This is a genomic window from Mycobacterium sp. M26 (assembly GCF_001494595.1).
Classification (GTDB): Bacteria; Actinomycetota; Actinomycetes; order Mycobacteriales; family Mycobacteriaceae; genus Mycobacterium.
This window is the reverse complement of record NZ_LN929908.1, coordinates 2,638,876-2,663,242: the sequence shown is the minus strand read 5'-3', so window position 1 is coordinate 2,663,242 and position 24,367 is coordinate 2,638,876. Positions and strand designations below refer to the sequence as shown.

Genomic DNA, 24,367 nt, shown 5'->3' with positions numbered 1-24,367 from the left:
GTCAGTGCTGCCCGCGCACAACCGTGTGCCCGACCGGCCCGGGGACGATGACCCGGGCCGTGGCCGGCGCCTCGGTGTGGATGTGGGCACCGTGCGGATCGGGGTGGCTGTCTGCGATCCGGACGGCATCCTCGCCACCCCGGTTGAGACCGTCCGGCGCGAACGCACGGGCAAGCACCTGCGCCGGCTCGCAAACCTCGTCGAGGAGTTCGACATCGTCGAGGTGATCGTCGGGCTCCCGCGCACCCTGGCCGACCGCGCCGGCACCTCGGCGCAGGACGCCGTCGAGGTCGCCGACGCCCTGGCCGACAGGATCGCGCCCGTCCCGGTACGCCTTGCCGACGAACGACTGACCACCGTGGCTGCGCAGCGATCGCTGCGTGAGGCCGGTGTGCGCGCCAAGGCGCAACGCGGAGTCATCGACCAAGCCGCCGCTGTGGGGATCCTGCAGGGCTGGCTCGACCAACGCCGCAGCGCGGCATCCCATCAGCCGGAGAGCGACGATGCCTGACCCTTATGACAGCGGCCGCTACGACTACGACCGCGCCGAGCCGGAGGCCGTCGGCGCGCCGCGTGGCCGGATGAGCAGGCTCGATCGGGTCCGCGCGCGGCGAAACCAGAACCGCCGCAGGGCTATCGGGCTCGGGGCACTGGGTGTGCTCATCGCCGTCGTGGTGGCGCTGGTGTTCCTCGGTATCAAGATCTTCGGCGGCACCAGCGAGTACACCGGTGAGGGCAAGGACGACGTCGTCGTGCAGGTGCACGACGGGGACTCCACCACCCAGGTGGCCCAGACCCTGCGCGACACCAACGTGGTGGCCAACGTCAAGTCCTTCGTCGACGCCTCCAAGGACAACGCGGCGATCGCGGCGATCCAGCCCGGCTACTACAAGATGCGCACCGAGATGTCCGCCTCGGCGGCCGTGACGCGGCTGGCCGACCCGGCCAACCGGGTAGGCAAGCTGGTCATTCCGGAGGGCAGGCAACTCGACGACGTCAAGGCCGTCGGCTCCGACAAGACCACCGACGGCATCTTCACGCTGATCGCCAATGCCAGCTGCGTGGAGCTCAACGGCCAGCGCAAGTGTGTGTCCGCCGAGGGGCTGCGCAAGGCGGCCGAGCAGACCGAGCCCGCCGCGCTCAACATCCCGGAGTGGGCGATGCAGCCGGTGCTGTCGCTGGGCGGCAACCACCGTCGGCTCGAGGGCCTCATCGCACCCGGAGCCTGGAACGTCGACCCGTCCGGCACGCCGGAGGCCATCCTGGCGACGCTGATCGCCGAGAGCACCACCCACTACGTCAAGGGCGGTCTGCTGGACACCGCCAAGGCGATGAACCTGTCGCCCTACGAAATCCTGGTGGTCGGCTCGCTGGTGCAGCGGGAGGCCAAGCCGCAGGACTTCGCCAAGGTCGCCCGCGTCATCTACAACCGGCTGGCCGCCCCGCAGCGCCTCGAATTCGATTCGACGGTGAACTACCCGCTGGACCGCCAGGAGGTCGCCACCACCGACGCCGACCGCGCCCAGGTGACACCGTGGAACACCTACGCCTCAGACGGCCTGCCCGCGACCCCGATCTGCTCGCCCGGTGATGAGGCCCTGGCCGCCGCCGAGCGGCCCGAGCCGGGGGACTGGCTGTACTTCGTGACGGTGGACCTGGAGGGCACCACCCTGTTCACCAAGGACTATCAGCAGCACCTGACGAATATCGAGTTGGCCCGGCGCAATGGTGTCCTCGATTCCGCACGGTAGTGCCCGTAAGGCGGCGGTGCTGGGTTCGCCTGTCGCACACTCGAAGTCACCGCTGCTGCACCTGGCGGCCTACCGGGCGCTGGGCCTGACCGAGTGGACCTACGAGCGCATCGAGTGCACCGCCGACCAATTGCCTTCTCTGGTGGGTGCATTCGGCCCGGAATGGGTGGGCGTGTCGGTGACGATGCCCGGTAAGTTCGCTGCCCTGGAGTTCGCCGACGAACGCACCCGGCGTGCCGAGCTGGTGGGCTCGGCCAACACCCTGGTGCGCACCGATCACGGCTGGCGGGCGGACAACACCGATATCGACGGGGTGGCCGGTGCCCTGGCCGGCCACCGCGACCTGCAGCGGGCGATCGTGCTCGGTTCGGGCGGTACCGCGCCGGCGGCCGTGGCGGGCCTGGCCCAGCTGGGAGCTGGGGGTCACCTCGATCACCGTGGTCGCCCGCAACCGCGACAAGGCGGCCCGGCTGCTCGAGCTCGGCAGCGCGGTGGGGGTGGCCACCGGCTTCTGCGCCCTGGATGCGGCTGATCTGCCCGCCGTGGTGGCCACCGCCGACGTGCTGGTGAGCACCATCCCGGCTGACGCGGCCGCCGCGTACGCCACCACCTTCGCGCCGGTGCCGGTGCTGCTCGACGCCATCTACGACCCGTGGCCCACGCCGCTGGCCGCCGCCGTGCAGGCCGCCGGCGGTGAGGTGATCAGTGGGCTGCAGATGCTGCTGAACCAGGCGTTCAGCCAGGTCGAACAATTCACAGGCCAACCTGCTCCGCGCACCCAGATGGCGGCCGCGCTGGGTTAGCCTGCCGCCCATGCGATGGTTGGGCTGCGCGGCCGTGCTCGGCTGGGCCGTCGCGCTGAGCGGCTACGACATCCAGCAGCGACGCCTGCCCAACCGGCTGACGCTGCCCGGCGCCGCCGTGGTGCTGGTGGTCGCGACAGTGGCCGGCCGCGGCGTACCCGCCGTGGTCGGCGCGCTCGGGCTGGCCGCGCTCTATCTGATCGTCCATGTGGTCAGCGCGGGTGGGATGGGTGCCGGAGACGTCAAGCTCGCGATCGGCCTGGGTGCGCTGACCGGGGCGTTCGGGCCGGAGGTGTGGGTGCTCGCGGCCCTGGGTGCCCCGCTGCTGACCGCGGTGTGCGGCCTGGCGGGCCGGGTCCGGACGCTGCCGCACGGCCCGTCGATGTGTGTGGCCAGCCTGAGCGCGGCGGCACTGGCGGTGTTCTGAGCCGGCCGGATACTGCCAACCCTGGAGCACATCCCGCCACCCCGGTATCGGGCGTTGCCGCGCCGGCGTTCCCCGTGGCGGGAGGACACATGATCAGTTCACGGCTAGCAGATCAACACCAACCGCCGCAACCCGGGTGCGGTCGTCCGCCATATCGTGGCACGACTGGAGAATCCGCAGCCGCCGCGGCGGCGGCGCCCGCCGTGGCGACGCTCGTCGGCGGCGAACCGGCCGGAAAAGCGTTCCGAGCCAACGCCGTCCACACCCAGTACCACCCCGACCGAATCCGCACCGGTCACGCCCGCCACCCCGGCGGCGATGGCCGCCCGCCGCGCTGGAGTTCGCAAATGACCAAGACCACCCCGGCCGCCCCGGTGACCATCGAGGTGGCCGTCGATCCGCCCTACCCGGTGATCGTCGGCACCGGACTGCTCGGCGAGGTCGGTGAGTTACTCGGGTCGCGGCACAAGGTCGCGATCCTGCACCAGCCGGTGCTGGCCCAGACCGCCGAAGCCGTTCGCGCGCACCTGGCCGACAAGGGTGTCGACGCACACCGCATCGAGATCCCCGACGCCGAGGCGGGCAAGGACCTCCCGGTGGTTGGCTTCATCTGGGAAGTGCTGGGGCGCATCGGAATCGGCCGCAAGGACGCCGTCGTCAGCCTGGGCGGCGGCGCGGCCACCGATGTGGCCGGCTTCGCCGCGGCGACCTGGTTGCGCGGTGTCGACATCGTGCACATCCCGACCACCCTGCTGGCCATGGTCGACGCCGCGGTCGGCGGCAAGACGGGGATCAACACCGACGCCGGCAAGAACCTGGTGGGTGCCTTCCACCAGCCGGCCGCCGTGCTGGTCGACCTGGCCATGCTGGAAACCCTGCCGCGCAACGAACTGGTGGCCGGCATGGCCGAGATCGTCAAGGCCGGTTTCATTGCCGACCCGGTGATCCTGGACCTCATCGAGGCGGACCCGGAAGCTGCCGTGGACCCCGCCGGAACCGTTCTGCCCGAACTGATCCGGCGGGCGATCGCGGTCAAGGCCGAGGTGGTGGCCGCCGACGAGAAGGAGTCGGCGCTGCGCGAGATCCTCAACTACGGCCACACACTGGCTCACGCCATCGAGCGCCGTGAGCAGTACCGCTGGCGCCACGGCGCGGCGGTCTCGGTGGGACTGGTGTTCGCGGCGGAACTCGGCAGGCTGGCCGGCCGCCTCGACGATGCCACGGCCGATCGGCACCGTTCGGTGCTGACCGCCCTCGGGCTGCCGGTGAGCTACGACGCCGACGCGCTGCCGCAGCTGATCGAGACGATGGCGGGAGACAAGAAGACCCGTTCCGGCGTGCTGCGCTTCGTGGTGCTCGACGGACTGGCCAAACCCGGCCGGCTGGAAGGTCCCGACCCGTCGCTGCTGGCGGCGGCCTACGCGGAGGTGGCGCAGAGCGCATGACCACGGTTCTGGTTCTCAACGGTCCCAATCTGGACCGCCTCGGCCGCCGCGAGCCCGAGATCTACGGCAGCACCACCTACGACGACCTGGTGGCCACCATCGAAGCCAAGGCCACCGAGCTCGGTCTGGAAGCCGTTGTGCGGCAGAGCAACAGCGAGGCCCAGCTGATCGACTGGATCCACGCTGCCGCCGACGCCGGTGATCCGGTGATCATCAACGCCGGTGCCTTCACCCACACCTCGATCGCGCTGCGGGACGCGTGCGCCGAGCTCCGCGGGCCGCTGATCGAGGTGCACATCTCGAATGTGCATGCGCGCGAGGAATTCCGCCACCACTCCTATCTGAGTGCGGTGGCGACCGGTGTGATCGTCGGTCTGGGTGTGCAGGGCTATCTGCTGGCCCTGCGCTATGTGGCGGAGACCGTCTCGCCCGACCCCGCAGACTGAGGTCCTACTGCTTGGTGCTGGCCACCGAGTTGCAGATCGTCGTCGCCACCAGTGACGGCACGATGTAGGTCAGCGCCAGCACGAAGATCACCACGGCCATGTTGGGCGTGGTCAGCCAGTCCTTGGGGAATCGGTTGATGCTCATCGTCAGCCAGGCGCCGATGATGGCCAGCAGGGTCATGGCGATCGTGGCGAACTTGATGGAGCGCAGGGTGATTCGGGTGGGGGTCGCGAGATCGGCCATGGACCGCCGCAGGGCCCGGGTCCGGACGTAGACCAGCCCGAAATTGAACAGGATGATGGCGGCCGCCGACACGGTGATGAGCCCGACCACCCACAGTGGTGGTCGCTCCCCGTACATGAAATGCAGGTAGTCGATCGAGGTTTCGCTCAGCACCAGCGTCATCGCCATCGCCGCGGCGAACGTCAGCCAACCACCCAGATCTGCCAGGAAGCAGTAATCGCGGATGTCGTCGTCATCCTGGTCGGTTGAGCGACTGACCGCATGGCTGGCCAGCATCCAGCCCAGCCCGCCGAACAGTGCGGTGGTACCCGCGGCGAGCATGCCGGTCGAGACGGCACCCTGCGTCCACACGATGCTGCAGATGCCGCGACGGTCACCGTCATCGGGCACCACCGACCCGGTCATGATGCTGAACAGGTAGCTGTCGAGCATCAGAATCAGCACCGCCGACGAGAACAGCGCGATGGTGTGGACTGATTCGCGATTACTCCGGTCGAACAGCAGCGCGATCGCGGTGATGAGAAAACCGCCGAGAACACCCGCCAACTGCGAGATGGAGGCAGCCGAAGTGAGCATGCTCCATTGATCGGAGGTACACGACTGATCGGGGTTCACGGCGCCCGCCGAGGAATCGCGTCAGTTACGGGTCAGGCTTTGCCCTGTTCCTCGGGATAGTCGACCGGTTCGGTGGCAGGTGCCCCGACCGCGACAGGGCCGGTGCGGTCGTCATCGCGAACCGCGTCGAACACGTCGGTGTCGTCAGCGCCGTCGGTGACCCGCCGGCGGGCCTGCGGCGGCCGGCTGCGGTCGACGCGCCAGCGGCCGATGGCCACTGCGGCGATCGCGGGGATGAACACGACGAGTGCGGTGAAGGCCGCGAAGGTGGTCACCTCACTGACCAGACCCTCGACGTAGACCGCCTTGTAGAACAGCGAGATCAGCCAGGCGACGAAGCCGCTGACCACGCCCGCGAACAGCCCGGCCAGCAGCCAGGTCATCGCCAGATCGCGGCGGCGGTCGGGATCCGGGTTGGCGTTGGCGTCGGCGCGACCGTCCAGCAGACCCCAGATCAAGGCCGCGATGGCGAACAGCACCACGAGCACGATGCTGATCAATCCGGCCTTGGTGGGGAACTGGTTGATCAGCGTTCCCTGCACCAGGCGGACCACAACCATCCCGGCCGCGAACGCCAGTCCGCGCAACAACCAACTGTTCATGGGGCATCAGCGTAGCGAGTACCGTCGGCGACCGTGACACATTCCCAACGCCGAGAGCGGCTGGGCGCCCGATTGGCTGCCGACGGACTGGACGCGATGCTGGTCAGTGACCTGGTCAACGTCCGTTATCTGTCGGGTTTCACCGGGTCCAATGCGGCGTTGCTGGTGTTCGCCGGCGACACGCCGGCGGTGCTGGCCACCGACTCGCGCTACCGCACCCAGGCCGCCCGCCAGGCACCGGATCTGGAGACGGTGATCGAGCGCGCCTGCGGGCGGCATCTGGTCGGCCGGGCGGTGACCGACGGGGCCGGGCGGATCGGTTTCGAGAGCCATGTGGTGACCGTCGACGGATTCGACACGCTGGCCACCGAACTCGGCGAGCACTCGTCGGCCGCGGAGCTGGTGCGGGCCTCCGGTGTAGTGGAGGCGTTGCGGGAGGTCAAGGACGCCGGAGAGGTGGCGCTGCTGCGGCTGGCGTGTGAGGCGGCCGACGCCGCGCTGGCCGAGCTGATCCGGCGTGGCGGGCTGCGGCCGGGCCGCACCGAGAAAGAGGTCGGCCGCGAGCTGGAGGGGCTGATGCTCGAGCACGGCGCTGACGGGCCGTCCTTCGAGACCATCGTGGCCGCCGGAGCCAACTCGGCGATCCCGCACCACCGGCCCACCGAGGCCGTCCTGGCCACCGGCGACTTCGTGAAGATCGACTTCGGCGCTCTGGTCGGCGGTTACCACTCGGACATGACCCGCACCTTCGTGCTCGGCTCGATCGCCGACTGGCAGCGCGAGATCTACACCCTGGTCGCCGACGCCGTTCGCGCCGGGCGTGGCAGCGGTCGCCATGGCCGATGACGACGGCGTGACCATCACCATCCACGACGGTGGCATCCAGGGCAGCGGGCAATCCGCCTCGCCCGGCCACCACAACGGCGCCCCCGGCGACGACGTCGCCGCAGCCAGTCCGGGTGCCAACCCGGGCGTGCCGCTGGGGCCGGGGCACTAGCCCGTCGCCCGCCGGCGCCGAGCAGATTGGGTCCCGGATGGCCGACGTGGGAAGATGGGACGCGTGTTGCGATGGACGACTGCTGGTGAATCCCACGGCCGCGCGCTGGTAGCGATGGTCGAAGGCATGGTCGCCGGTGTCCGGGTCACCTCCGAGGACATCGCCGGTCAGTTGGCCCGCCGACGGCTGGGTTACGGCCGCGGTGCCCGAATGAAGTTCGAGCAGGACCAGGTCACCATCCTGGCCGGGGTTCGGCACGGCAGTACGCTCGGCGGCCCGATCGCCATCGAGATCGGCAATACCGAGTGGCCGAAGTGGGAGACCGTGATGGCCTCCGACCCGGTCGACCCCGCCGAACTCGATGTCGCGCGCAATGCCCCGCTGACCCGGCCGCGACCGGGCCACGCCGACTTCGCCGGCATGCTCAAGTACGGCTTCGACGACGCCCGCCCGGTGCTCGAGCGGGCCAGCGCCCGCGAGACCGCGGCCCGGGTGGCCGCCGGTACCGTGGCACGCGAATTCCTCCGCCAGGTGGCCGGCGTCGAGGTGGTGTCCCACGTCATCTCCATCGGCGCCTCGGATCCCTACGACGGCCCGCCGCCGGCTGCGGACGATCTGGCCGCTGTCGACGAGAGTCCGGTGCGCGCCTTCGACAAGGCCGCCGAGGCCAGCATGATCGCCGAGATCGAGAGTGCCAAGAAGGACGGCGACACCCTGGGCGGCGTCGTCGAGGTGGTGGCCCACGGTCTTCCGGTCGGGCTGGGCTCGTTCACCAGCGGCGACAACCGGCTCGACAGCCAGCTCGCTGCCGCGGTGATGGGCATCCAGGCCATCAAGGGTGTTGAGATCGGCGACGGCTTCCAGACCGCCCGCCGCCGCGGCAGCCAGGCCCATGACGAGATGTACCCCGGGCCCGACGGTGTGGTGCGTTCCACCAACCGTGCCGGCGGCCTGGAAGGCGGTATGACCAACGGTCTGCCGGTGCGGGTGCGGGCGGCGATGAAGCCGATCTCCACTGTCCCGCGGGCGCTGGCCACCATCGACATGGCCACCGGTGACGAGGCCGTGGCCATCCACCAGCGCTCCGATGTCTGCGCGGTACCCGCCGCCGCAGTTGTCGTGGAAACCATGGTGGCCCTGGTGCTGGCCCGCGCGGTGCTGGAGAAGTTCGGCGGCGACTCCCTGGAGGAGACCCGTCGCAACATCGACGGTTACCTCGCCACGGTTGCCCAGCGCACGCCGTCCGGAACTGCCGTCCGGGCATCGGGGTAGTCGACGTGGCGCCCAAGGCCGTGCTGATCGGTTTGCCCGGCTCGGGGAAATCGACCATCGGACGCCGCCTGGCCAAGGCGATGGGCCTCACCCTGCTCGACACCGACGCCGCGATCGAGGAGAAGACCGGCCGCACCATCGCCGACATCTTCGCCAATGACGGGGAACCGGAGTTCCGCCGCATCGAGGAAGAAGTCATTCGCGACGCGCTGGCCCACCACGACGGCATCCTGTCGTTGGGCGGCGGCGCGGTGACCACCCCCGGCGTCCGGGAGGCCCTGACCGGTCACACTGTGATCTTCCTGGAAATCAGTGCGGCCGAAGGGGTTCGGCGCACCAGCGGTAGCACCGTGCGCCCGCTGCTGGCGGGTCCGGACCACGCCGAGAAGTACCGCAAGCTGATGAACGACCGGGTGCCGCTGTACCGGGATCAACACCAACCGCCGCAACCCGGGTGCGGTCGTCCGCCATATCGTGGCACGACTGGAGAATCCGCAGCCGCCGCGGCGGCGGCGCCCGCCGTGGCGACGCTCGTCGGCGGCGAACCGGCCGGAAAAGCGTTCCGAGCCAACGCCGTCCACACCCAGTACCACCCCGACCGAATCCGCACCGGTCACGCCCGCCACCCCGGCGGCGATGGCCGCCCGCCGCGCTGGAGTTCGCAAATGACCAAGACCACCCCGGCCGCCCCGGTGACCATCGAGGTGGCCGTCGATCCGCCCTACCCGGTGATCGTCGGCACCGGACTGCTCGGCGAGGTCGGTGAGTTACTCGGGTCGCGGCACAAGGTCGCGATCCTGCACCAGCCGGTGCTGGCCCAGACCGCCGAAGCCGTTCGCGCGCACCTGGCCGACAAGGGTGTCGACGCACACCGCATCGAGATCCCCGACGCCGAGGCGGGCAAGGACCTCCCGGTGGTTGGCTTCATCTGGGAAGTGCTGGGGCGCATCGGAATCGGCCGCAAGGACGCCGTCGTCAGCCTGGGCGGCGGCGCGGCCACCGATGTGGCCGGCTTCGCCGCGGCGACCTGGTTGCGCGGTGTCGACATCGTGCACATCCCGACCACCCTGCTGGCCATGGTCGACGCCGCGGTCGGCGGCAAGACGGGGATCAACACCGACGCCGGCAAGAACCTGGTGGGTGCCTTCCACCAGCCGGCCGCCGTGCTGGTCGACCTGGCCATGCTGGAAACCCTGCCGCGCAACGAACTGGTGGCCGGCATGGCCGAGATCGTCAAGGCCGGTTTCATTGCCGACCCGGTGATCCTGGACCTCATCGAGGCGGACCCGGAAGCTGCCGTGGACCCCGCCGGAACCGTTCTGCCCGAACTGATCCGGCGGGCGATCGCGGTCAAGGCCGAGGTGGTGGCCGCCGACGAGAAGGAGTCGGCGCTGCGCGAGATCCTCAACTACGGCCACACACTGGCTCACGCCATCGAGCGCCGTGAGCAGTACCGCTGGCGCCACGGCGCGGCGGTCTCGGTGGGACTGGTGTTCGCGGCGGAACTCGGCAGGCTGGCCGGCCGCCTCGACGATGCCACGGCCGATCGGCACCGTTCGGTGCTGACCGCCCTCGGGCTGCCGGTGAGCTACGACGCCGACGCGCTGCCGCAGCTGATCGAGACGATGGCGGGAGACAAGAAGACCCGTTCCGGCGTGCTGCGCTTCGTGGTGCTCGACGGACTGGCCAAACCCGGCCGGCTGGAAGGTCCCGACCCGTCGCTGCTGGCGGCGGCCTACGCGGAGGTGGCGCAGAGCGCATGACCACGGTTCTGGTTCTCAACGGTCCCAATCTGGACCGCCTCGGCCGCCGCGAGCCCGAGATCTACGGCAGCACCACCTACGACGACCTGGTGGCCACCATCGAAGCCAAGGCCACCGAGCTCGGTCTGGAAGCCGTTGTGCGGCAGAGCAACAGCGAGGCCCAGCTGATCGACTGGATCCACGCTGCCGCCGACGCCGGTGATCCGGTGATCATCAACGCCGGTGCCTTCACCCACACCTCGATCGCGCTGCGGGACGCGTGCGCCGAGCTCCGCGGGCCGCTGATCGAGGTGCACATCTCGAATGTGCATGCGCGCGAGGAATTCCGCCACCACTCCTATCTGAGTGCGGTGGCGACCGGTGTGATCGTCGGTCTGGGTGTGCAGGGCTATCTGCTGGCCCTGCGCTATGTGGCGGAGACCGTCTCGCCCGACCCCGCAGACTGAGGTCCTACTGCTTGGTGCTGGCCACCGAGTTGCAGATCGTCGTCGCCACCAGTGACGGCACGATGTAGGTCAGCGCCAGCACGAAGATCACCACGGCCATGTTGGGCGTGGTCAGCCAGTCCTTGGGGAATCGGTTGATGCTCATCGTCAGCCAGGCGCCGATGATGGCCAGCAGGGTCATGGCGATCGTGGCGAACTTGATGGAGCGCAGGGTGATTCGGGTGGGGGTCGCGAGATCGGCCATGGACCGCCGCAGGGCCCGGGTCCGGACGTAGACCAGCCCGAAATTGAACAGGATGATGGCGGCCGCCGACACGGTGATGAGCCCGACCACCCACAGTGGTGGTCGCTCCCCGTACATGAAATGCAGGTAGTCGATCGAGGTTTCGCTCAGCACCAGCGTCATCGCCATCGCCGCGGCGAACGTCAGCCAACCACCCAGATCTGCCAGGAAGCAGTAATCGCGGATGTCGTCGTCATCCTGGTCGGTTGAGCGACTGACCGCATGGCTGGCCAGCATCCAGCCCAGCCCGCCGAACAGTGCGGTGGTACCCGCGGCGAGCATGCCGGTCGAGACGGCACCCTGCGTCCACACGATGCTGCAGATGCCGCGACGGTCACCGTCATCGGGCACCACCGACCCGGTCATGATGCTGAACAGGTAGCTGTCGAGCATCAGAATCAGCACCGCCGACGAGAACAGCGCGATGGTGTGGACTGATTCGCGATTACTCCGGTCGAACAGCAGCGCGATCGCGGTGATGAGAAAACCGCCGAGAACACCCGCCAACTGCGAGATGGAGGCAGCCGAAGTGAGCATGCTCCATTGATCGGAGGTACACGACTGATCGGGGTTCACGGCGCCCGCCGAGGAATCGCGTCAGTTACGGGTCAGGCTTTGCCCTGTTCCTCGGGATAGTCGACCGGTTCGGTGGCAGGTGCCCCGACCGCGACAGGGCCGGTGCGGTCGTCATCGCGAACCGCGTCGAACACGTCGGTGTCGTCAGCGCCGTCGGTGACCCGCCGGCGGGCCTGCGGCGGCCGGCTGCGGTCGACGCGCCAGCGGCCGATGGCCACTGCGGCGATCGCGGGGATGAACACGACGAGTGCGGTGAAGGCCGCGAAGGTGGTCACCTCACTGACCAGACCCTCGACGTAGACCGCCTTGTAGAACAGCGAGATCAGCCAGGCGACGAAGCCGCTGACCACGCCCGCGAACAGCCCGGCCAGCAGCCAGGTCATCGCCAGATCGCGGCGGCGGTCGGGATCCGGGTTGGCGTTGGCGTCGGCGCGACCGTCCAGCAGACCCCAGATCAAGGCCGCGATGGCGAACAGCACCACGAGCACGATGCTGATCAATCCGGCCTTGGTGGGGAACTGGTTGATCAGCGTTCCCTGCACCAGGCGGACCACAACCATCCCGGCCGCGAACGCCAGTCCGCGCAACAACCAACTGTTCATGGGGCATCAGCGTAGCGAGTACCGTCGGCGACCGTGACACATTCCCAACGCCGAGAGCGGCTGGGCGCCCGATTGGCTGCCGACGGACTGGACGCGATGCTGGTCAGTGACCTGGTCAACGTCCGTTATCTGTCGGGTTTCACCGGGTCCAATGCGGCGTTGCTGGTGTTCGCCGGCGACACGCCGGCGGTGCTGGCCACCGACTCGCGCTACCGCACCCAGGCCGCCCGCCAGGCACCGGATCTGGAGACGGTGATCGAGCGCGCCTGCGGGCGGCATCTGGTCGGCCGGGCGGTGACCGACGGGGCCGGGCGGATCGGTTTCGAGAGCCATGTGGTGACCGTCGACGGATTCGACACGCTGGCCACCGAACTCGGCGAGCACTCGTCGGCCGCGGAGCTGGTGCGGGCCTCCGGTGTAGTGGAGGCGTTGCGGGAGGTCAAGGACGCCGGAGAGGTGGCGCTGCTGCGGCTGGCGTGTGAGGCGGCCGACGCCGCGCTGGCCGAGCTGATCCGGCGTGGCGGGCTGCGGCCGGGCCGCACCGAGAAAGAGGTCGGCCGCGAGCTGGAGGGGCTGATGCTCGAGCACGGCGCTGACGGGCCGTCCTTCGAGACCATCGTGGCCGCCGGAGCCAACTCGGCGATCCCGCACCACCGGCCCACCGAGGCCGTCCTGGCCACCGGCGACTTCGTGAAGATCGACTTCGGCGCTCTGGTCGGCGGTTACCACTCGGACATGACCCGCACCTTCGTGCTCGGCTCGATCGCCGACTGGCAGCGCGAGATCTACACCCTGGTCGCCGACGCCCAGCGCGCCGGGCGGGAGGCGCTGGAGGTGGGGGCCACGCTCAGCGAGGTGGACGGTGCGGCGCGCCAGGTCATCGCCGATGCCGGCTACGCCGAGAACTTCGGCCACGGGCTGGGCCACGGCGTCGGACTGCAGATCCACGAAGCGCCGGGAATCAACTCCGCGGCCGCCGGCACCCTGCTTGCCGGCTCCGTGGTGACCGTGGAACCAGGCGTGTACCTGCCCGACCGTGGCGGTGTCCGAATCGAGGACACCCTGGTGGTCGGCGAGCGGGGCCCCGAGCTGATCACCCGGTTCCCCAAGGAACTGACTGTTCTGTAGCGGCGCTGCGGCCGTCAACGCGGTTTCGGCGATTCACGAAATTGACGTGGGTGTAAGTAGTTGAATACCTCCCATCGAACCCTTGTGAACTGGGAGGTCGCCATGGATCGTCGCCCCACCGTGGGAGGAACCACCAGGCTGGCCGCCGCGACCATGGTCGGCGCACTGGCCGTCGCCGGTTTCGGTTCGGCGCCGGCCGCCAACGCGTCCTGCGCGTCGTTCTTCTCGATCGGCAACAACGCGGACTGCTACAGCACCCCGTTCAGCATCGCCATCGCGATCGGCACCGGCGCCCAGGCGAATGCAGCCGGATTGTTCGGCGCGGCGTTCTCGGTGGGCGACGCGTCGGCGGCGGGAACCGGTGACCCGTTCACCTTCGCGATATCGGCGGGCTACCAGACGCTGTCGAACGCCAATGGGCTGTTCGGCATCGCCGCGGCGCTCGGGCCGCACACCCAGGCGTTGACCGAAGGTGGTGGGTCGCTGGGAAACCTCGGCTTCAACATCGCGGTCAACCTCTCGCCGACCAACCTGGCGTCGTATCGGACGCAGGCTGGCGGTGTGGGCAACATCGCGGTGAACCTGTTCGGCACCAACAACAGTCTCATCTTGCGATCGGTCACCTCCGGCGGGATCGCCAACATCGCCGCGAACGTCGGCGGAGACCAGAACACCGTCAATGCCGGTGGTGGCGGGACCGCGGCCCTGAACGTGGCCCTGCAGGTCCTGGGCGACAGCAACACGGTGACCTCAGGACCCGGCCCGCTCGCTATCGCCGTGTCGACCCTGCAGACAGGTCAGCCGGTCAACAAGTCAGAGCCGGGCATCAACGTCAACGGCTTCAAAGTGCCCAACACGGCAGCCGGGGTGTCCCGCAGTCGCACTGCGGCCCCGGCCAGCGCGTCCAAGACGGGCGGATCCAAGGCTGTCGGACACGCACGGTCGGGCCGCGGCAGCACCGAGCGGTAGCCGCGCTTGTCGGGTCGGTGCCGGTGCGCGGGTAAGCTCCGCTGGATGTGCGGACTGCTCGCCATCACTTAGACGCATAGGAGAACGACCGACCGTGGCAACAACTGCCGACTTCAAGAACGGCCTCGTGCTGAACATCGAGGGCCAGCTGTGGCAGATCATCGAGTTCCAGCACGTCAAACCCGGCAAGGGCCCCGCGTTCGTGCGCACCAAGCTCAAGAACATCCTGTCGGGCAAGGTCGTCGACAAGACCTACAACGCCGGGGTGAAGGTGGAGACCGCGACGGTGGACCGCCGCGACGCCACCTACCTCTACCGCGACGGCGCGGACTTCGTGTTCATGGACTCCGAGGACTTCGAGCAGCACCCGTTGCCGGAGGCCCTGGTGGGGCGCCTGGCCGGCTTCCTGCTGGAGGGTATGCCCGTGCAGATCGCCTTCAACGAGGGCGCCCCGCTGTACCTGGAGCTCCCGGTGACCGTCGAGCTCGAGGTCAGCCACACCGAGCCCGGCCTGCAGGGCGACCGCTCCAGCGCGGGCACCAAGCCCGCGACGCTGGAGACAGGCGCTGAGATCCAGGTGCCGCTGTTCATCAACACCGGCGACAAGCTCAAGGTCGACTCCCGCGACGGAAGCTATCTGGGCCGCGTGAACGCCTAGCATGCCCGACCGCAAGGCCGACAAGGGTCGGCATCAGGCGCGCAAGCGTGCCGTCGATCTGCTCTTCGAAGCCGAGGCGCGGGGACTGACCTCCGCCGAGGTGGCCGACGCGCGCATCGCGCTGGCCGAGTCCAACGCCGAGGTGTCCGCGCTCAACCCGTACACCGTCACGGTGGCGCGTGGGGTCAGCGAGCACGCCGAGCACATCGACGAACTGATCACCTCACATCTGCAGGGCTGGACCCTGGAGCGGCTGCCCGCCGTCGACCGCGCGATCCTGCGGGTGGCGGTGTGGGAGTTGCTGCACGCCGAGGACGTGCCCGAGCCGGTGGCCGTCGACGAGGCGGTGGAACTGGCCAAGGAGCTGTCCACCGACGACTCCCCAGGATTCGTCAACGGAGTGCTGGGCCAGGTGATGCTGGTGACCCCGCAGATTCGTGCCGCGGCCGCCGCCGTCCGGGGGAGTGCGCCGGAGGCGTAGCAACGTGGCAGACGGTGGCACGCGCCGGTTGACGGTGTCTGACTGGGTGGAAGCCGGGTTTGGGCTGTTGGCCGAAGAGGGCGTCAAGGCCTTGACGCTGGATCGGTTGTGCCGGCGGGCCGGTGTCACCAAGGGCAGCTTCTACTGGCATTTCAGCGATCTCGGTGCCTACCGCTCGACGTTGATGGAGGCGTGGGCGGCGCTGCAGGACAGCGAGCGCAGCGATTTCGACGACCCCGGCGACCTCTCACCGCGGCAGCGCCTCACCATGATGATGGCCGTGCTGCTGGGGGATCGGCAGTGGATGCTGGAGCGGGCGATGCGGGAGTGGGCCCGCTCCGATGCCACCGCCGCGCAGGCCGTGGCGGCTTCCGACCGTCGGGTGCGCCGCGCGGTCCGGCAGGTCTACCTCGATGCCGGGTTCGACCGGGAAGACGCGCAGGTACGCGCCGACGCCACGTTCGCGCTCGGGATCGGGGTGCTGCACCTATCGCCGTCGGCACCCGATGCCCGGGCCCACGCCCGGTACCAGGACTTCCTGGACATCATGTTGCGGCCCTGAACGTTTCACCGACTGGCTTCTTCCATACCAAAAAGTACGGTATTGTGCCGGTGTGATCGACGACGAGTTCGTCCAGCGGCTTGCCGAGCGGGCGGCCGATGCCGAGGATCTGCGCCGACTGCCGGACGCCACGATCGCCGAGTTCCGTGACAGCGGGCTGGCGCGGTTGCTGCTTCCCGCCCGCTACGGCGGCGAGCAAGCCCCGTTCCCGGCCATTCTGGAGCCGGTGCGGGCGATGGCCCGCGGCTGCGTCTCCAGTGCCTGGACGCTCGGGTTCTACATGCTGCACAACTGGATGCTGGCGTTGTTCGACGAGCTGGCTCAGGACGAGGTGTTCGCCGACGGTCCGGTGCTGTGCCCGGCGCCGCTGGCGCCCACCGGGCGCGGTGTTCCGGTCGAGGGTGGTGTCCGGCTGACCGGGCGGTGGTCGTGGGCCACCGGTGTGATGGCCGCCGACTGGGTGATGGTGGGAGCGCTCTGCGGACCCGACGATGCGATCTACCCCGCGTTGGCGCTACTGCCCGCCGATCAGGTTGAGGTGCAGGATGTTTGGCACACCGCGGGGATGCGGGCCACCGGATCCAACGACGTCGTCATCGAGGACGTCCTCGTGCCCGCACATCGCCTGGTGTCGGTCGCCGACATCTACGGCGGCACCGCACCGGGAGCGGCGCTGCACGATGCCGACAGCTACCGGTGGCCGATGGTGCCGGCCCTGGCTCTGGTGGCGGCGATGCCGGCCCTCGGTGCGGCCGAACAGGTGGCCGACTTGTTCGCAACGCGGCTGGGGGAGCGGGTGCTGGCCTATTCGGGTGTGCCGCAGAAGCAGCAGCCCGCCGCACAGATCCGGCTCGGGCAGGCCCGGGTGCGGCTGCGGGCGCTCGACGGACTGCTGCATGAGACTGTCCAGTGTCTAGAGGCGGCGGTGGCCGAAGGCGTCCGCGTCCCGCGTGCAATGCGAGCGCAGGCCCGCCTGGCGGCCGCCCACATCGTCCACGAATCCCGGTCGGTCATCGCCGACCTGCTCGAATCATCAGGCGCCAGTGCGCAATTCCTGTCCAGTCCACTGCAGCGGGCCAAGCGGGACGTCGACGTCATCTCCGGCCACGTCGTCTTCGACTACGACGTCAGTGCGGAACTGGCCGGCGCACTTGAGGTCGGAGTGCCCGTCTCCCCGGTGGCGATGATCTGACCGGGCTGCGCTAGCGGGCGCTCCTGGCATTGGCCATCAGTTCTTCGACGCGTTCGCGGCGCGCCCGGTTCTCGAAGACGCCGTCCTCTTTGAAGTAGGTTCCGACGATCGCGCCGTCGGCCAGCGCCAGCTGATCGGCCACGTTGTGCGCCTTGACCCCGGTGTTGACGAACACCGGAACGGTTCCTGCCGCCTCCTTGACCACCGAGAGCGCCTCGAGATCGGTGGGGGCGCCCGCGGTCAGCCCCGACACACAGATGGCATCCGGCAGGGTGGCGAAAACCGTTGTCCGGGTGATGGATTCCAGATCACGGTGGGCGAGGTAGGTGGCGGACTCAGGGACGATGTTGAAGAACAACCGGACTCCGGAGCCGCCGATGCGCGCGCGATGACGGGCGACCTCGCCGATGTTGGTGTCCCACAGGCCGAAATCGCTGGCGTAGACGCCGGTGAAGATCTCCCGGACGAACTGCGCGCCGGTCGCGACGGCCAGGTCGATGGAGGCCCTGCCGTCCCACAACACGTTGACGCCGTAGGGGACCGAGATGTCGCCGAGGAGCTGGCCGATGATCCGGGCCATCGTGATCGCGGTGATCGGTTCGGTCTTGGTCAGGTAGGGAAGGCTGAACTCATTGGAGATCATGATGCCGTCGACGCCGCCCTGCTGGAGCGCGTCGAGTTCTTCCTTGGCGCGATCGATCACGGCCGACAGGCCCGCTGCGGTGTCGAATCCAGGATCGCCCGGCAGTGCGGAGAGGTGGAGCATCGCGATGACGGGCTTCTGCACGGAGAAGACCTCTCGCACCCAGTCGGCCATGTGGATCCTTTCGTCTTTGTGTGACCATTTCTAACCCAGCCACCGGCAATACTGCAAGAGTTTCACAACCAGGCTGGAAAATCCCGCCCAAGCCTTGCAGAGACTCCGTGATTCCCTTACGTTGAGCCCAACAAAGCGTGAATCAATCACAGGAGTGGCGAACGGGTGTCAGCCAAGACGCGGCGAGCGCAGATCGAACAACGGGTCCTCAGCGAAGGGGAGATCGAGTACGCGTCCCTGGCGCAGGAGTACGGCGTATCGGAGATGACGATCCGCCGCGACGTCGACGCCCTGGAGGCAACGGGTGTGGTTCGCCGGGTCACCGGCGGGGCGATCGTGGCCTACCGCAAGGCCGAGGAACCCCCGTTCGAGAGCCGGGCGCTGCGCTCGGCGACGGAGAAGATGCACATCGCCGAGGCGGCCGTCGACCTTCTCGAGCCCGGGGAGACCGTCATCCTGGACAGCGGCAGCACCGTGCTGGCCGTCGCCCGCGCCATCCGCGGCCGGCGGCTGGGCCTGACGATCGTCACACCCAGCCTGCTGGCGGCGATCGAACTCGCCGACGAACCGGACACCACGATCATCGTTACCGGTGGCAACCTGCGCCCCGGCGAACTGAGCCTGATCGGCTTCGAAACCGAATCGGCCTACCAGATGTACAACTGCGACACCTTCATCATGGGTGTCGCCGGGGTGGACCCCGCCCGGGGCCTGACCGACTACCACCGCGTCGAGGGCAGCGCCAAGCGTGCCGCAGCGGGTTCTGCGGATCGGATCATCGTTGTGGCCGATGAGTCGAAACTCGGCCGCGTGCAACTGCTCACGGTCGCACCGCTGAGTGCGGCCAGCCATATCGTCACCGACAGCGACCCCGATCACCCCACCCTGGTGGCCGCGCGCGGGCTGGGCGTCGAGGTGGTCTGCGTGGATCGAGACGGCCGGACGGCGGACAACGGCCAGTGAGCTCATTCACCATCGGCGTCGACCTGGGCACGACGGGCACAAAGACCGTCCTGTTCGACTCGGACGGCGGCATCGTTGCTCAAACCAGCAGGACCGCAACGCTGTACAGCGACAATCCCGGCTGGGCTGAAGCCGACCCGCACCAGTGGTTGGCCAATGTGGTTGGTTCCATCGCCGAGGTGGTGGGCACCGCCGGCGTCGCGCCGACCGACGTCAAGGCCATCGCCACCACCGGGATGGTGCCCGCCGTCATCCCCGTCGACGCGACCGGCCGGCCGCTGCGGCGGGCCATCCTGCAGAACGACGCCCGCGCCACCGCCGAGATCCGCTCTCTGGCAGCCGCTCTGGCCGACATCGACCTCGTCGAGCTCACCGGCGCCGCGCTGACCCAGCAATCGGTCGCCCCGACGGCCCGCTGGTTAGGCGATCACGAGCCTGAGGTGGCCGCGCGCACGGCACACCTCGTCGGCTCCTACGACTGGTTGCTGATCGCCCTGGGTGCCGATGTCCACGTCGAAAAGAACTGGGCTCTGGAGTCGGGTTTGTTCACCATCGCCGGCGCGCCGGTCGACGCGGTGATGGCGGCGGCCGGTATCGAGGCTGCGGTCGTGGCACCGGTCCGCAACCCGGGAGACGTGGTCGGCGGGCTCAGTGCGGCCATGGCGCAGGAGACCGGCTTGCTGGCCGGTACCCCGCTGGTGGTCGGGGGTGCCGATCATGTGCTGTCCGCCTTCGCCGCCGGCGTCGAGGAGCACGGCGACTGGCTGGTGAAACTCGGTGGGGCCGGCGACATTCTGGTCGCCAGCGACACCCCGATCGTCGATGCGCGGCTGTATCTGGACGCGCACCCGGTGCCGGGACGATGGCTGCCCAACGGGTGTATGGCCACCAGCGGCAGCCTGATCCGCTGGTTCCAGAGCCTGGTCGGTGGTGAGGATCTGCTGGCCCTCGACCGCGAGGCCCAGCAGCGCCGCCCCGCCGAAGTGCTGTGCCTGCCCTACTTCCTCGGCGAGAAGAGCCCGCTGCACGATCCCGATCTGCGGGGTGTGTACGCGGGCCTGCACCTGGGAACCACCCGTGCTGACATGTACCGGTCGACGTTGGAGGCCATCGCCTTCGGCTTCCGCCACCACGTCGAGGTGTTCGGCGAGCTGGGTATCGAGCTGGGCCGCGCATCGATCACCAACGGCGGCAGCAAGTCCACCCTGTGGAAGCAGATCCACGCCGAAGTCCTCGGTGTGCCCGTCCACCCGATCGTCGACCATCCGGGCGCCTCGCTGGGGGCGGCGATGATCGCGGCCGTCGGAGTCGGCGCCCTAGCCGGATGGGATCAGTGCCGGCGCTTCGTCGTCCTCGGGGAGCCCGTCGTCCCCGACCCCGATCACGTCGCCGTCTACGACGCGGCCTATCGGGACTGGCGTGAGCTGGCCTCGGCCACCGCCCCTATTTCTCATTCGATCGCTGAAAGGACTCGTCAGTGAGCAGGACCGTGGTTATCACCGGTGCCGGATCAGGTATCGGAAAAGCCATCGCGGGCGTTCTCGCCCAACGTGATTGGCGGGTGATCGTCACCGATATCGACGCCGATGCGGCCAGCGCGGTGGCGGCCGGACTCAAGGGCACAGACCGGCTCGGCCACGAGGCGGTACGGCTGGATGTCACCGATCCCGACGAAGCGGCGGCGGTCGCCGATGACGTGGCCGACCGGCTGGGGCTGAACGCCTGGATCAACAATGCCGGCATCTCGTTCATGACCCCGTTCCTCGAGGCCTCGCTGGAGAACTACGTACTGACCCTGGACATCAACCTCAAGGGCGTGTTCGTCTGCGGTCAGGCGGCGGCCCGGGCGATGGTCCGGACCGGGCGCCGAGGCACGATCGTGAACACCGCATCGATGGCGGGCAAGCAGGGTCGGGTCCCGTATCTGGCCGACTATGTCGCCTCCAAACACGGGGTCGTCGGGCTGACGCAGGCCATGGCCTACGAGCTCGCCGCCCACGGCATCACCGTCAACTCGGTGTGTCCGGGGTTCGTCGCCACGCCGATGCAGACGCGGGAGTTGGAGTGGGAGGCGCAACTTCGCGGTTCGACACCGGAGGAGGTCAAGCAGATGTGGATCGACGACACACCGCTGGGCCGTTTGCAACAGCCGGAGGACGTGGCCTACACCGTCGCGTTCCTGCTGTCCGATGACGCCCGGTTCATTACCGGCGAAGCGCTTGCCGTCAACGGCGGCGCCTACATGGATTAGCCCAACCACTGAAAAGAGGAGCAATGAAGTTGACAACACCGGGGTTGCGGCGCGCCGCAACCGCTCTCGGCGCGCTTGGCGCTTCGGCGCTACTCCTGGCCGGGTGTGCGGGCAGCGGGGGACCCGACACCGCGACCGCCACCGGTTCGGGTCAGGTGCCGACCGACACGTCGGGCACCGTCAACATCCTGATGGAGAACGTCCCGGACACCGACATCGTGAAGTCGCTGATCCCGGAGTTCAACAAGAAGTACCCGAACATCAAGGTCACCATCGAGCCGCAGACCTACGATCAGATCCGGGACAAGCTGGTCGCGTCGTTCCAGGCGCCGAAGGCAACCTATGACCTCGTCGTCGTCGACAACGTGTGGATGAAGGACTTCGTCGCCGCGAACTGGTTGCAGCCGTTGGATTCCCGGATCGATTCCACCCCCGACTACGACTACGCCGACTTCTTCAAGCCGCTCACCGATATCGACACCGTCGACGGCAAGCGGTACGCCGTGCCGTTCTACAACTACGCGCTGGGCTACATCTACAACGTGCCGGACTACGAGAAGGCCGGTCTGACCCCGCCCACCTCGCTGGATGAACTGATCGCCAACTCCAAGAAGCTGGTCCAGGGCGACCGGGCCGGTATCGCCATGCAACCGCAGCGCGGCTACAAGGTCTTCGAGGAGTGGGCCAACTTCCTGTTCGCCGCGGGCGGCACGATCTATGACGACGCCGGCAACTACACCCTGGACACCCCCGAGGCCAAGCGGGCACTGGCCGCCTATGTCGATCTCTACAACACGGCTGCGCCCAAGAACAGCCTGAACTGGGGCTTCGATGAGGCCGGTCGTTCGGTGTCCAGCGGGCAGGCGGCATCGCTGGTGAGCTACAACTGGAACCTGCCATCGCTGAACGCCCCGGATGGCACCGCGGCGAAGTCCGGTGTCGGACCGTTCAAGCTCGCCGCCATGCCCGGTGGTGTCGACGTGCTGGGCTCGTGGAGCTGGGCCATTCCGTCCAACTCGGGAAATGCCGACGCCGCTTGGGCATTCGCCTCGTGGCTGACCTCCAAGCCGATCGACGTCGAGCGGGTGGTCAAGGGCGGCGCGGTGATCCGCACCAGCAGCACCGAGGATCAGAAGGTGCTCAAGGACGGATTCGGGGCCGACTACTACGCGGTCGTCAAGGACATCCTGTCCAAGGCCAAGCCGCTGAGTAACCAGACCAACGCCGAGGAGATGATCCAGGCGGTCGGTACCGAGCTCAACGAGGCCGTAGCCGGCACCAAGAGCATCGACGACGCGCTGCGCGATGCGCAGGCTGCCGCGGAGAAGACGCGGGGCTGATCGAGTGACCCCATCCGACGACCGCGACAACCGAGGAGGACCGACATGACCAAGTTGAAATACGGGATGTTGAGTCCGCTGCTGGCCCTGTTTGTCGCGGTCGTCGGATTCCCACTGGTCTATGCGCTGTATCTCAGCGTCACCGACTACAAGCTGACCGACCGGCGCGCACCGCATTTCGTCGGTCTGACGAACTACCTCAACACCCTGACCAACGCCGACTTCTGGCAGGCCTTCGGCACCACCGCCACCTACGTCCTGGTGGCCGTGACACTGGAGCTCATCATCGGCCTGATGCTGGCGATGGCGCTGCAACGCCAGAAGTGGGCGCGCGACCTCACCCGGGCCATGCTGCTGGCACCCATGTTCATCACCCCCGTCGCGGTCGGGCTGACCTTCCGCTTCCTGCTCAACGACCAACTCGGCGCCATCCCGTTCGTGCTCAAGAAGCTCGGCATCGACATCGATTTCCTGGGCAGCGGCCATGCGCTCTACACCCTGGCGCTCATCGACGTCTGGCAGTGGACGCCCTTCATGGTGTTGCTGCTGCTGGCCGGCCTGGAATCCATTCCCAAACAGCCGCTGGAGGCCGCGCGGGTCGACGGCGCCCCGCCGCGCTACGTGTTCTGGCGGGTGATTCTGCCGCTGCTGCGGCCGGTGCTGGCCGTTGCCGTGCTGCTGCGGGCGCTCGACGCGATGAAGGTGTTCGAGTACGTCTACGCCACCACCAAAGGCGGTCCCGGCACCGAAACCCAGACCCTGCAGTACTACACGTATCAGACCGGTGTGCAGTTCTTCCGGCTCGGCAGTGCCGCGTCGATGGCGTTCGTGGTGCTGGCCGTGGTCCTGACGGCCGTCGTGATCACCTTCCGGCTGCTGGAGAGGAATCGGGAAGCGTGAACAACCTCAAGGGGTACACGCTGGCCCGCATCCTGGTGCTGTGGGTGGGTGTGGTGGTCGTGGTGATCCCGATCGCCTGGATTGTGCTGGCAAGTTTCAAAACGCCTGCCCAGCTGAATGATCCGGCACTGATTTTCTTCCAGCCCAACCTCGACAGCTGGCGTTCGGTGCTCTCCTCGGGCATCCTCGACGCCGCGCTGCGCAGCTTCCTGGTGGCCTCCATCAGTGTGGCCATCAGCCTGGTCGTGGGCTGTATGGGCGCCTACGCGATCACCAAGTACCGGGCGGGCGGTACCGCCACCCGGTTCGGAATCCTTGCCGCCCAAATGATCCCGCCCGCCGTGCTGGTCTTTCCGTTCCTCACGATGGCCTACGCGCTGCGGCTGCAGGACAGCCTGGTCCCGGTGATCTTCGCGCACCTGAGCTTCGTGGCACCGGTGGTGACCTGGTTTCTCATCGGCTTCTTCGACGCGGTACCGGCCTCCATCGAGGAGCAGGCCCGCGTCGACGGGCTCGGACGCTTTCGCGCCTTCCTACTGGTGGTGCTGCCCCAGGTGCTGCCCGGGATCGGTGCCTCGGCGATCTTCGGGTTCACCCTGTCCTGGAACGACATGTTCTACGGCCTGATCCTGGCGCCCGGGAACGCCAAGATCCTCCCGGTGGCGATCGCCGGATTCAACACCTTCCGCGGCGTACAGATCGGCTCGATGTGCGCGGCCATCCTGATCGCCGTGGTTCCGGTGATCATCGCGAGCTTCTTCGTTCAGCGTCGGCTGGTGCAGGGCATCAGCGGCGGAGCGGTCAAGAGCTAGGTTACGGCAGGAGAATTCGAAA

The 24,367-nt window shown here is 68.3% G+C and carries 26 protein-coding genes and 4 pseudogenes; 25 read left to right on the top strand and 5 right to left on the bottom strand.

The genetic code is table 11. The features are described 5' to 3' along the window. Positions 1 to 4: 4 nt before the first annotated feature. From ruvX to aroQ (BN3385_RS22005), 7 genes and pseudogenes are all read left to right on the top strand, one after another. Positions 5 to 511 (top strand): Holliday junction resolvase RuvX, encoded by a 507-nt coding sequence (ruvX, locus tag BN3385_RS22030; RefSeq protein ID WP_059020002.1) that lies wholly within the window; start codon positions 5 to 7, stop codon positions 509 to 511. After that, positions 504 to 1,751: an endolytic transglycosylase MltG gene (locus BN3385_RS22025; protein ID WP_059019999.1), complete on the top strand. Its 1,248-nt coding sequence runs from the start codon at positions 504 to 506 to the stop codon at positions 1,749 to 1,751. The genes ruvX and BN3385_RS22025 overlap by 8 nt, the downstream gene beginning before the upstream one ends. Next, positions 1,726 to 2,554, top strand: a pseudogene (locus tag BN3385_RS22020) (shikimate dehydrogenase). Before BN3385_RS22025 ends, BN3385_RS22020 begins: the two are co-directional and overlap by 26 nt. A gap of 19 nt (positions 2,555 to 2,573) precedes the next feature. Continuing rightward, positions 2,574 to 2,981 (top strand): prepilin peptidase, encoded by a 408-nt coding sequence (locus BN3385_RS22015; protein ID WP_502688111.1) that lies wholly within the window; start codon positions 2,574 to 2,576, stop codon positions 2,979 to 2,981. 108 nt (positions 2,982 to 3,089) lie between these two features. Next, a pseudogene (locus BN3385_RS29070) lies at positions 3,090 to 3,332 on the top strand (shikimate kinase); the annotation flags it as partial. Further along, positions 3,329 to 4,426, top strand: a complete 1,098-nt coding sequence (gene aroB, locus BN3385_RS22010) for a 3-dehydroquinate synthase (RefSeq protein WP_059022297.1) — start codon at positions 3,329 to 3,331, stop codon at positions 4,424 to 4,426. The pseudogene BN3385_RS29070 and the gene aroB (BN3385_RS22010), both read left to right, overlap by 4 nt. Further along, positions 4,423 to 4,872, top strand: a complete 450-nt coding sequence (gene aroQ / locus BN3385_RS22005) for a type II 3-dehydroquinate dehydratase (RefSeq protein ID WP_059019995.1) — start codon at positions 4,423 to 4,425, stop codon at positions 4,870 to 4,872. The genes aroB (BN3385_RS22010) and aroQ (BN3385_RS22005) overlap by 4 nt, the downstream gene beginning before the upstream one ends. 4 nt (positions 4,873 to 4,876) lie before the next feature. Here aroQ (BN3385_RS22005) and BN3385_RS22000 read toward each other — a convergent pair whose 3' ends face one another. Next, positions 4,877 to 5,692: a hypothetical protein gene (locus tag BN3385_RS22000; RefSeq protein ID WP_231748789.1), complete on the bottom strand. Its 816-nt coding sequence runs from the start codon at positions 5,690 to 5,692 to the stop codon at positions 4,877 to 4,879. A 71-nt stretch (positions 5,693 to 5,763) separates the two neighbouring features. After that, entirely contained in the window at positions 5,764 to 6,333 is a 570-nt protein-coding gene (locus BN3385_RS21995) for a B-4DMT family transporter (RefSeq protein ID WP_082690591.1), read from the bottom strand. Between the two features lie 33 nt (positions 6,334 to 6,366). Here BN3385_RS21995 and BN3385_RS21990 point away from each other — a divergent pair. From BN3385_RS21990 to aroQ (BN3385_RS21975), 6 genes and pseudogenes are all read left to right on the top strand, one after another. Then, positions 6,367 to 7,155, top strand: a pseudogene (locus tag BN3385_RS21990) (M24 family metallopeptidase); the annotation flags it as partial. A 13-nt stretch (positions 7,156 to 7,168) separates the two neighbouring features. Further along, complete coding sequence (locus BN3385_RS28340) at positions 7,169 to 7,330, top strand: hypothetical protein (protein WP_156432847.1); 162 nt, start codon at positions 7,169 to 7,171, stop codon at positions 7,328 to 7,330. Positions 7,331 to 7,393: 63 nt separating this feature from the next. Next, positions 7,394 to 8,602: a chorismate synthase gene (gene aroC, locus BN3385_RS21985; RefSeq protein WP_197415255.1), complete on the top strand. Its 1,209-nt coding sequence runs from the start codon at positions 7,394 to 7,396 to the stop codon at positions 8,600 to 8,602. 5 nt (positions 8,603 to 8,607) lie between these two features. Continuing rightward, positions 8,608 to 9,103: pseudogene (locus BN3385_RS29065) on the top strand (shikimate kinase); the annotation flags it as partial. Between the two features lie 164 nt (positions 9,104 to 9,267). Then, on the top strand, positions 9,268 to 10,365 hold the full coding sequence (aroB, locus tag BN3385_RS29060; protein ID WP_059022297.1) for a 3-dehydroquinate synthase: 1,098 nt from the start codon (positions 9,268 to 9,270) through the stop codon (positions 10,363 to 10,365). After that, the gene (gene aroQ / locus BN3385_RS21975; protein ID WP_059019995.1) at positions 10,362 to 10,811 is read left to right on the top strand and encodes a type II 3-dehydroquinate dehydratase; all 450 of its coding nucleotides are present in this window, start codon (positions 10,362 to 10,364) and stop codon (positions 10,809 to 10,811) included. The genes aroB (BN3385_RS29060) and aroQ (BN3385_RS21975) overlap by 4 nt, the downstream gene beginning before the upstream one ends. A 4-nt stretch (positions 10,812 to 10,815) precedes the next feature. Here aroQ (BN3385_RS21975) and BN3385_RS21970 read toward each other — a convergent pair whose 3' ends face one another. Then, the gene (locus BN3385_RS21970; protein ID WP_231748789.1) at positions 10,816 to 11,631 is read right to left on the bottom strand and encodes a hypothetical protein; all 816 of its coding nucleotides are present in this window, start codon (positions 11,629 to 11,631) and stop codon (positions 10,816 to 10,818) included. 71 nt (positions 11,632 to 11,702) lie between these two features. Next, the gene (locus BN3385_RS21965) at positions 11,703 to 12,272 is read right to left on the bottom strand and encodes a B-4DMT family transporter (RefSeq protein ID WP_082690591.1); all 570 of its coding nucleotides are present in this window, start codon (positions 12,270 to 12,272) and stop codon (positions 11,703 to 11,705) included. A 33-nt stretch (positions 12,273 to 12,305) separates the two neighbouring features. Between BN3385_RS21965 and BN3385_RS21960 the strand changes: the two genes are divergently transcribed. The 6 genes from BN3385_RS21960 (at position 12,306) to BN3385_RS21935 (ending at position 17,262) form a co-directional block, all read left to right on the top strand. Continuing rightward, positions 12,306 to 13,400, top strand: coding sequence for a M24 family metallopeptidase (locus BN3385_RS21960; RefSeq protein WP_059019990.1), 1,095 nt, complete (start codon positions 12,306 to 12,308; stop codon positions 13,398 to 13,400). Positions 13,401 to 13,502: 102 nt separating this feature from the next. Then, complete coding sequence (locus BN3385_RS21955; RefSeq protein WP_156432846.1) at positions 13,503 to 14,369, top strand: hypothetical protein; 867 nt, start codon at positions 13,503 to 13,505, stop codon at positions 14,367 to 14,369. A 94-nt stretch (positions 14,370 to 14,463) separates the two neighbouring features. Next, positions 14,464 to 15,027, top strand: coding sequence for an elongation factor P (gene efp, locus BN3385_RS21950; RefSeq protein ID WP_059019986.1), 564 nt, complete (start codon positions 14,464 to 14,466; stop codon positions 15,025 to 15,027). Between the two features lies 1 nt (position 15,028). After that, positions 15,029 to 15,508, top strand: coding sequence for a transcription antitermination factor NusB (nusB, locus tag BN3385_RS21945; protein ID WP_059019984.1), 480 nt, complete (start codon positions 15,029 to 15,031; stop codon positions 15,506 to 15,508). Between the two features lie 4 nt (positions 15,509 to 15,512). Continuing rightward, positions 15,513 to 16,070, top strand: a complete 558-nt coding sequence (locus tag BN3385_RS21940; protein ID WP_059019982.1) for a TetR/AcrR family transcriptional regulator — start codon at positions 15,513 to 15,515, stop codon at positions 16,068 to 16,070. 52 nt (positions 16,071 to 16,122) lie between these two features. Further along, the gene (locus BN3385_RS21935) at positions 16,123 to 17,262 is read left to right on the top strand and encodes an acyl-CoA dehydrogenase family protein (protein ID WP_059019980.1); all 1,140 of its coding nucleotides are present in this window, start codon (positions 16,123 to 16,125) and stop codon (positions 17,260 to 17,262) included. Between the two features lie 10 nt (positions 17,263 to 17,272). Here the strand turns inward: BN3385_RS21935 and BN3385_RS21930 are convergent, their stop codons facing one another. After that, positions 17,273 to 18,079 (bottom strand): BtpA/SgcQ family protein, encoded by an 807-nt coding sequence (locus BN3385_RS21930; protein WP_059019977.1) that lies wholly within the window; start codon positions 18,077 to 18,079, stop codon positions 17,273 to 17,275. A gap of 165 nt (positions 18,080 to 18,244) precedes the next feature. Here BN3385_RS21930 and BN3385_RS21925 point away from each other — a divergent pair, with 165 nt between their 5' ends. From BN3385_RS21925 to BN3385_RS21900, 6 genes are read left to right on the top strand one after another with little or no spacing between them, the layout of a single operon-like run. Then, positions 18,245 to 19,042 (top strand): DeoR/GlpR family DNA-binding transcription regulator, encoded by a 798-nt coding sequence (locus BN3385_RS21925; protein ID WP_197415254.1) that lies wholly within the window; start codon positions 18,245 to 18,247, stop codon positions 19,040 to 19,042. Beyond that, positions 19,039 to 20,523, top strand: a complete 1,485-nt coding sequence (locus BN3385_RS21920; RefSeq protein ID WP_059019972.1) for an FGGY-family carbohydrate kinase — start codon at positions 19,039 to 19,041, stop codon at positions 20,521 to 20,523. The genes BN3385_RS21925 and BN3385_RS21920 overlap by 4 nt, the downstream gene beginning before the upstream one ends. Further along, positions 20,520 to 21,293, top strand: a complete 774-nt coding sequence (locus BN3385_RS21915; protein ID WP_059019971.1) for an SDR family NAD(P)-dependent oxidoreductase — start codon at positions 20,520 to 20,522, stop codon at positions 21,291 to 21,293. The genes BN3385_RS21920 and BN3385_RS21915 overlap by 4 nt, the downstream gene beginning before the upstream one ends. 23 nt (positions 21,294 to 21,316) lie before the next feature. Continuing rightward, positions 21,317 to 22,633, top strand: coding sequence for an ABC transporter substrate-binding protein (locus tag BN3385_RS21910; RefSeq protein ID WP_059019969.1), 1,317 nt, complete (start codon positions 21,317 to 21,319; stop codon positions 22,631 to 22,633). A gap of 45 nt (positions 22,634 to 22,678) precedes the next feature. Continuing rightward, complete coding sequence (locus tag BN3385_RS21905; RefSeq protein ID WP_059019967.1) at positions 22,679 to 23,533, top strand: carbohydrate ABC transporter permease; 855 nt, start codon at positions 22,679 to 22,681, stop codon at positions 23,531 to 23,533. 20 nt (positions 23,534 to 23,553) lie between these two features. Further along, a complete protein-coding gene (locus tag BN3385_RS21900; protein WP_502688110.1) occupies positions 23,554 to 24,345 on the top strand; it encodes a carbohydrate ABC transporter permease in 792 nt (263 codons plus the stop codon). The last annotated feature ends 22 nt before the right edge of the window (positions 24,346 to 24,367 follow it).

Bases quoted from the DNA above. Each gene is read 5' to 3' on its own strand.
- BN3385_RS21955 (WP_156432846.1), top strand. From the start codon at position 13,503: ATGGATCGTCGCCCCACCGTGGGAGGAACCACCAGGCTGGCCGCCGCG.
- BN3385_RS21970 (WP_231748789.1), bottom strand. From the start codon at position 11,631: ATGCTCACTTCGGCTGCCTCCATCTCGCAGTTGGCGGGTGTTCTCGGC.
- aroQ (WP_059019995.1), top strand. From the start codon at position 10,362: ATGACCACGGTTCTGGTTCTCAACGGTCCCAATCTGGACCGCCTCGGC.
- aroQ (WP_059019995.1), top strand. From the start codon at position 4,423: ATGACCACGGTTCTGGTTCTCAACGGTCCCAATCTGGACCGCCTCGGC.
- BN3385_RS21910 (WP_059019969.1), top strand. From the start codon at position 21,317: ATGAAGTTGACAACACCGGGGTTGCGGCGCGCCGCAACCGCTCTCGGC.
- aroB (WP_059022297.1), top strand. From the start codon at position 3,329: ATGACCAAGACCACCCCGGCCGCCCCGGTGACCATCGAGGTGGCCGTC.
- BN3385_RS28340 (WP_156432847.1), top strand. From the start codon at position 7,169: ATGGCCGATGACGACGGCGTGACCATCACCATCCACGACGGTGGCATC.
- BN3385_RS21995 (WP_082690591.1), bottom strand. From the start codon at position 6,333: ATGAACAGTTGGTTGTTGCGCGGACTGGCGTTCGCGGCCGGGATGGTT.
- aroB (WP_059022297.1), top strand. From the start codon at position 9,268: ATGACCAAGACCACCCCGGCCGCCCCGGTGACCATCGAGGTGGCCGTC.
- BN3385_RS21905 (WP_059019967.1), top strand. From the start codon at position 22,679: ATGACCAAGTTGAAATACGGGATGTTGAGTCCGCTGCTGGCCCTGTTT.
- BN3385_RS22025 (WP_059019999.1), top strand. From the start codon at position 504: ATGCCTGACCCTTATGACAGCGGCCGCTACGACTACGACCGCGCCGAG.
- BN3385_RS21965 (WP_082690591.1), bottom strand. From the start codon at position 12,272: ATGAACAGTTGGTTGTTGCGCGGACTGGCGTTCGCGGCCGGGATGGTT.
- BN3385_RS22000 (WP_231748789.1), bottom strand. From the start codon at position 5,692: ATGCTCACTTCGGCTGCCTCCATCTCGCAGTTGGCGGGTGTTCTCGGC.
- nusB (WP_059019984.1), top strand. From the start codon at position 15,029: ATGCCCGACCGCAAGGCCGACAAGGGTCGGCATCAGGCGCGCAAGCGT.
- BN3385_RS21930 (WP_059019977.1), bottom strand. From the start codon at position 18,079: ATGGCCGACTGGGTGCGAGAGGTCTTCTCCGTGCAGAAGCCCGTCATC.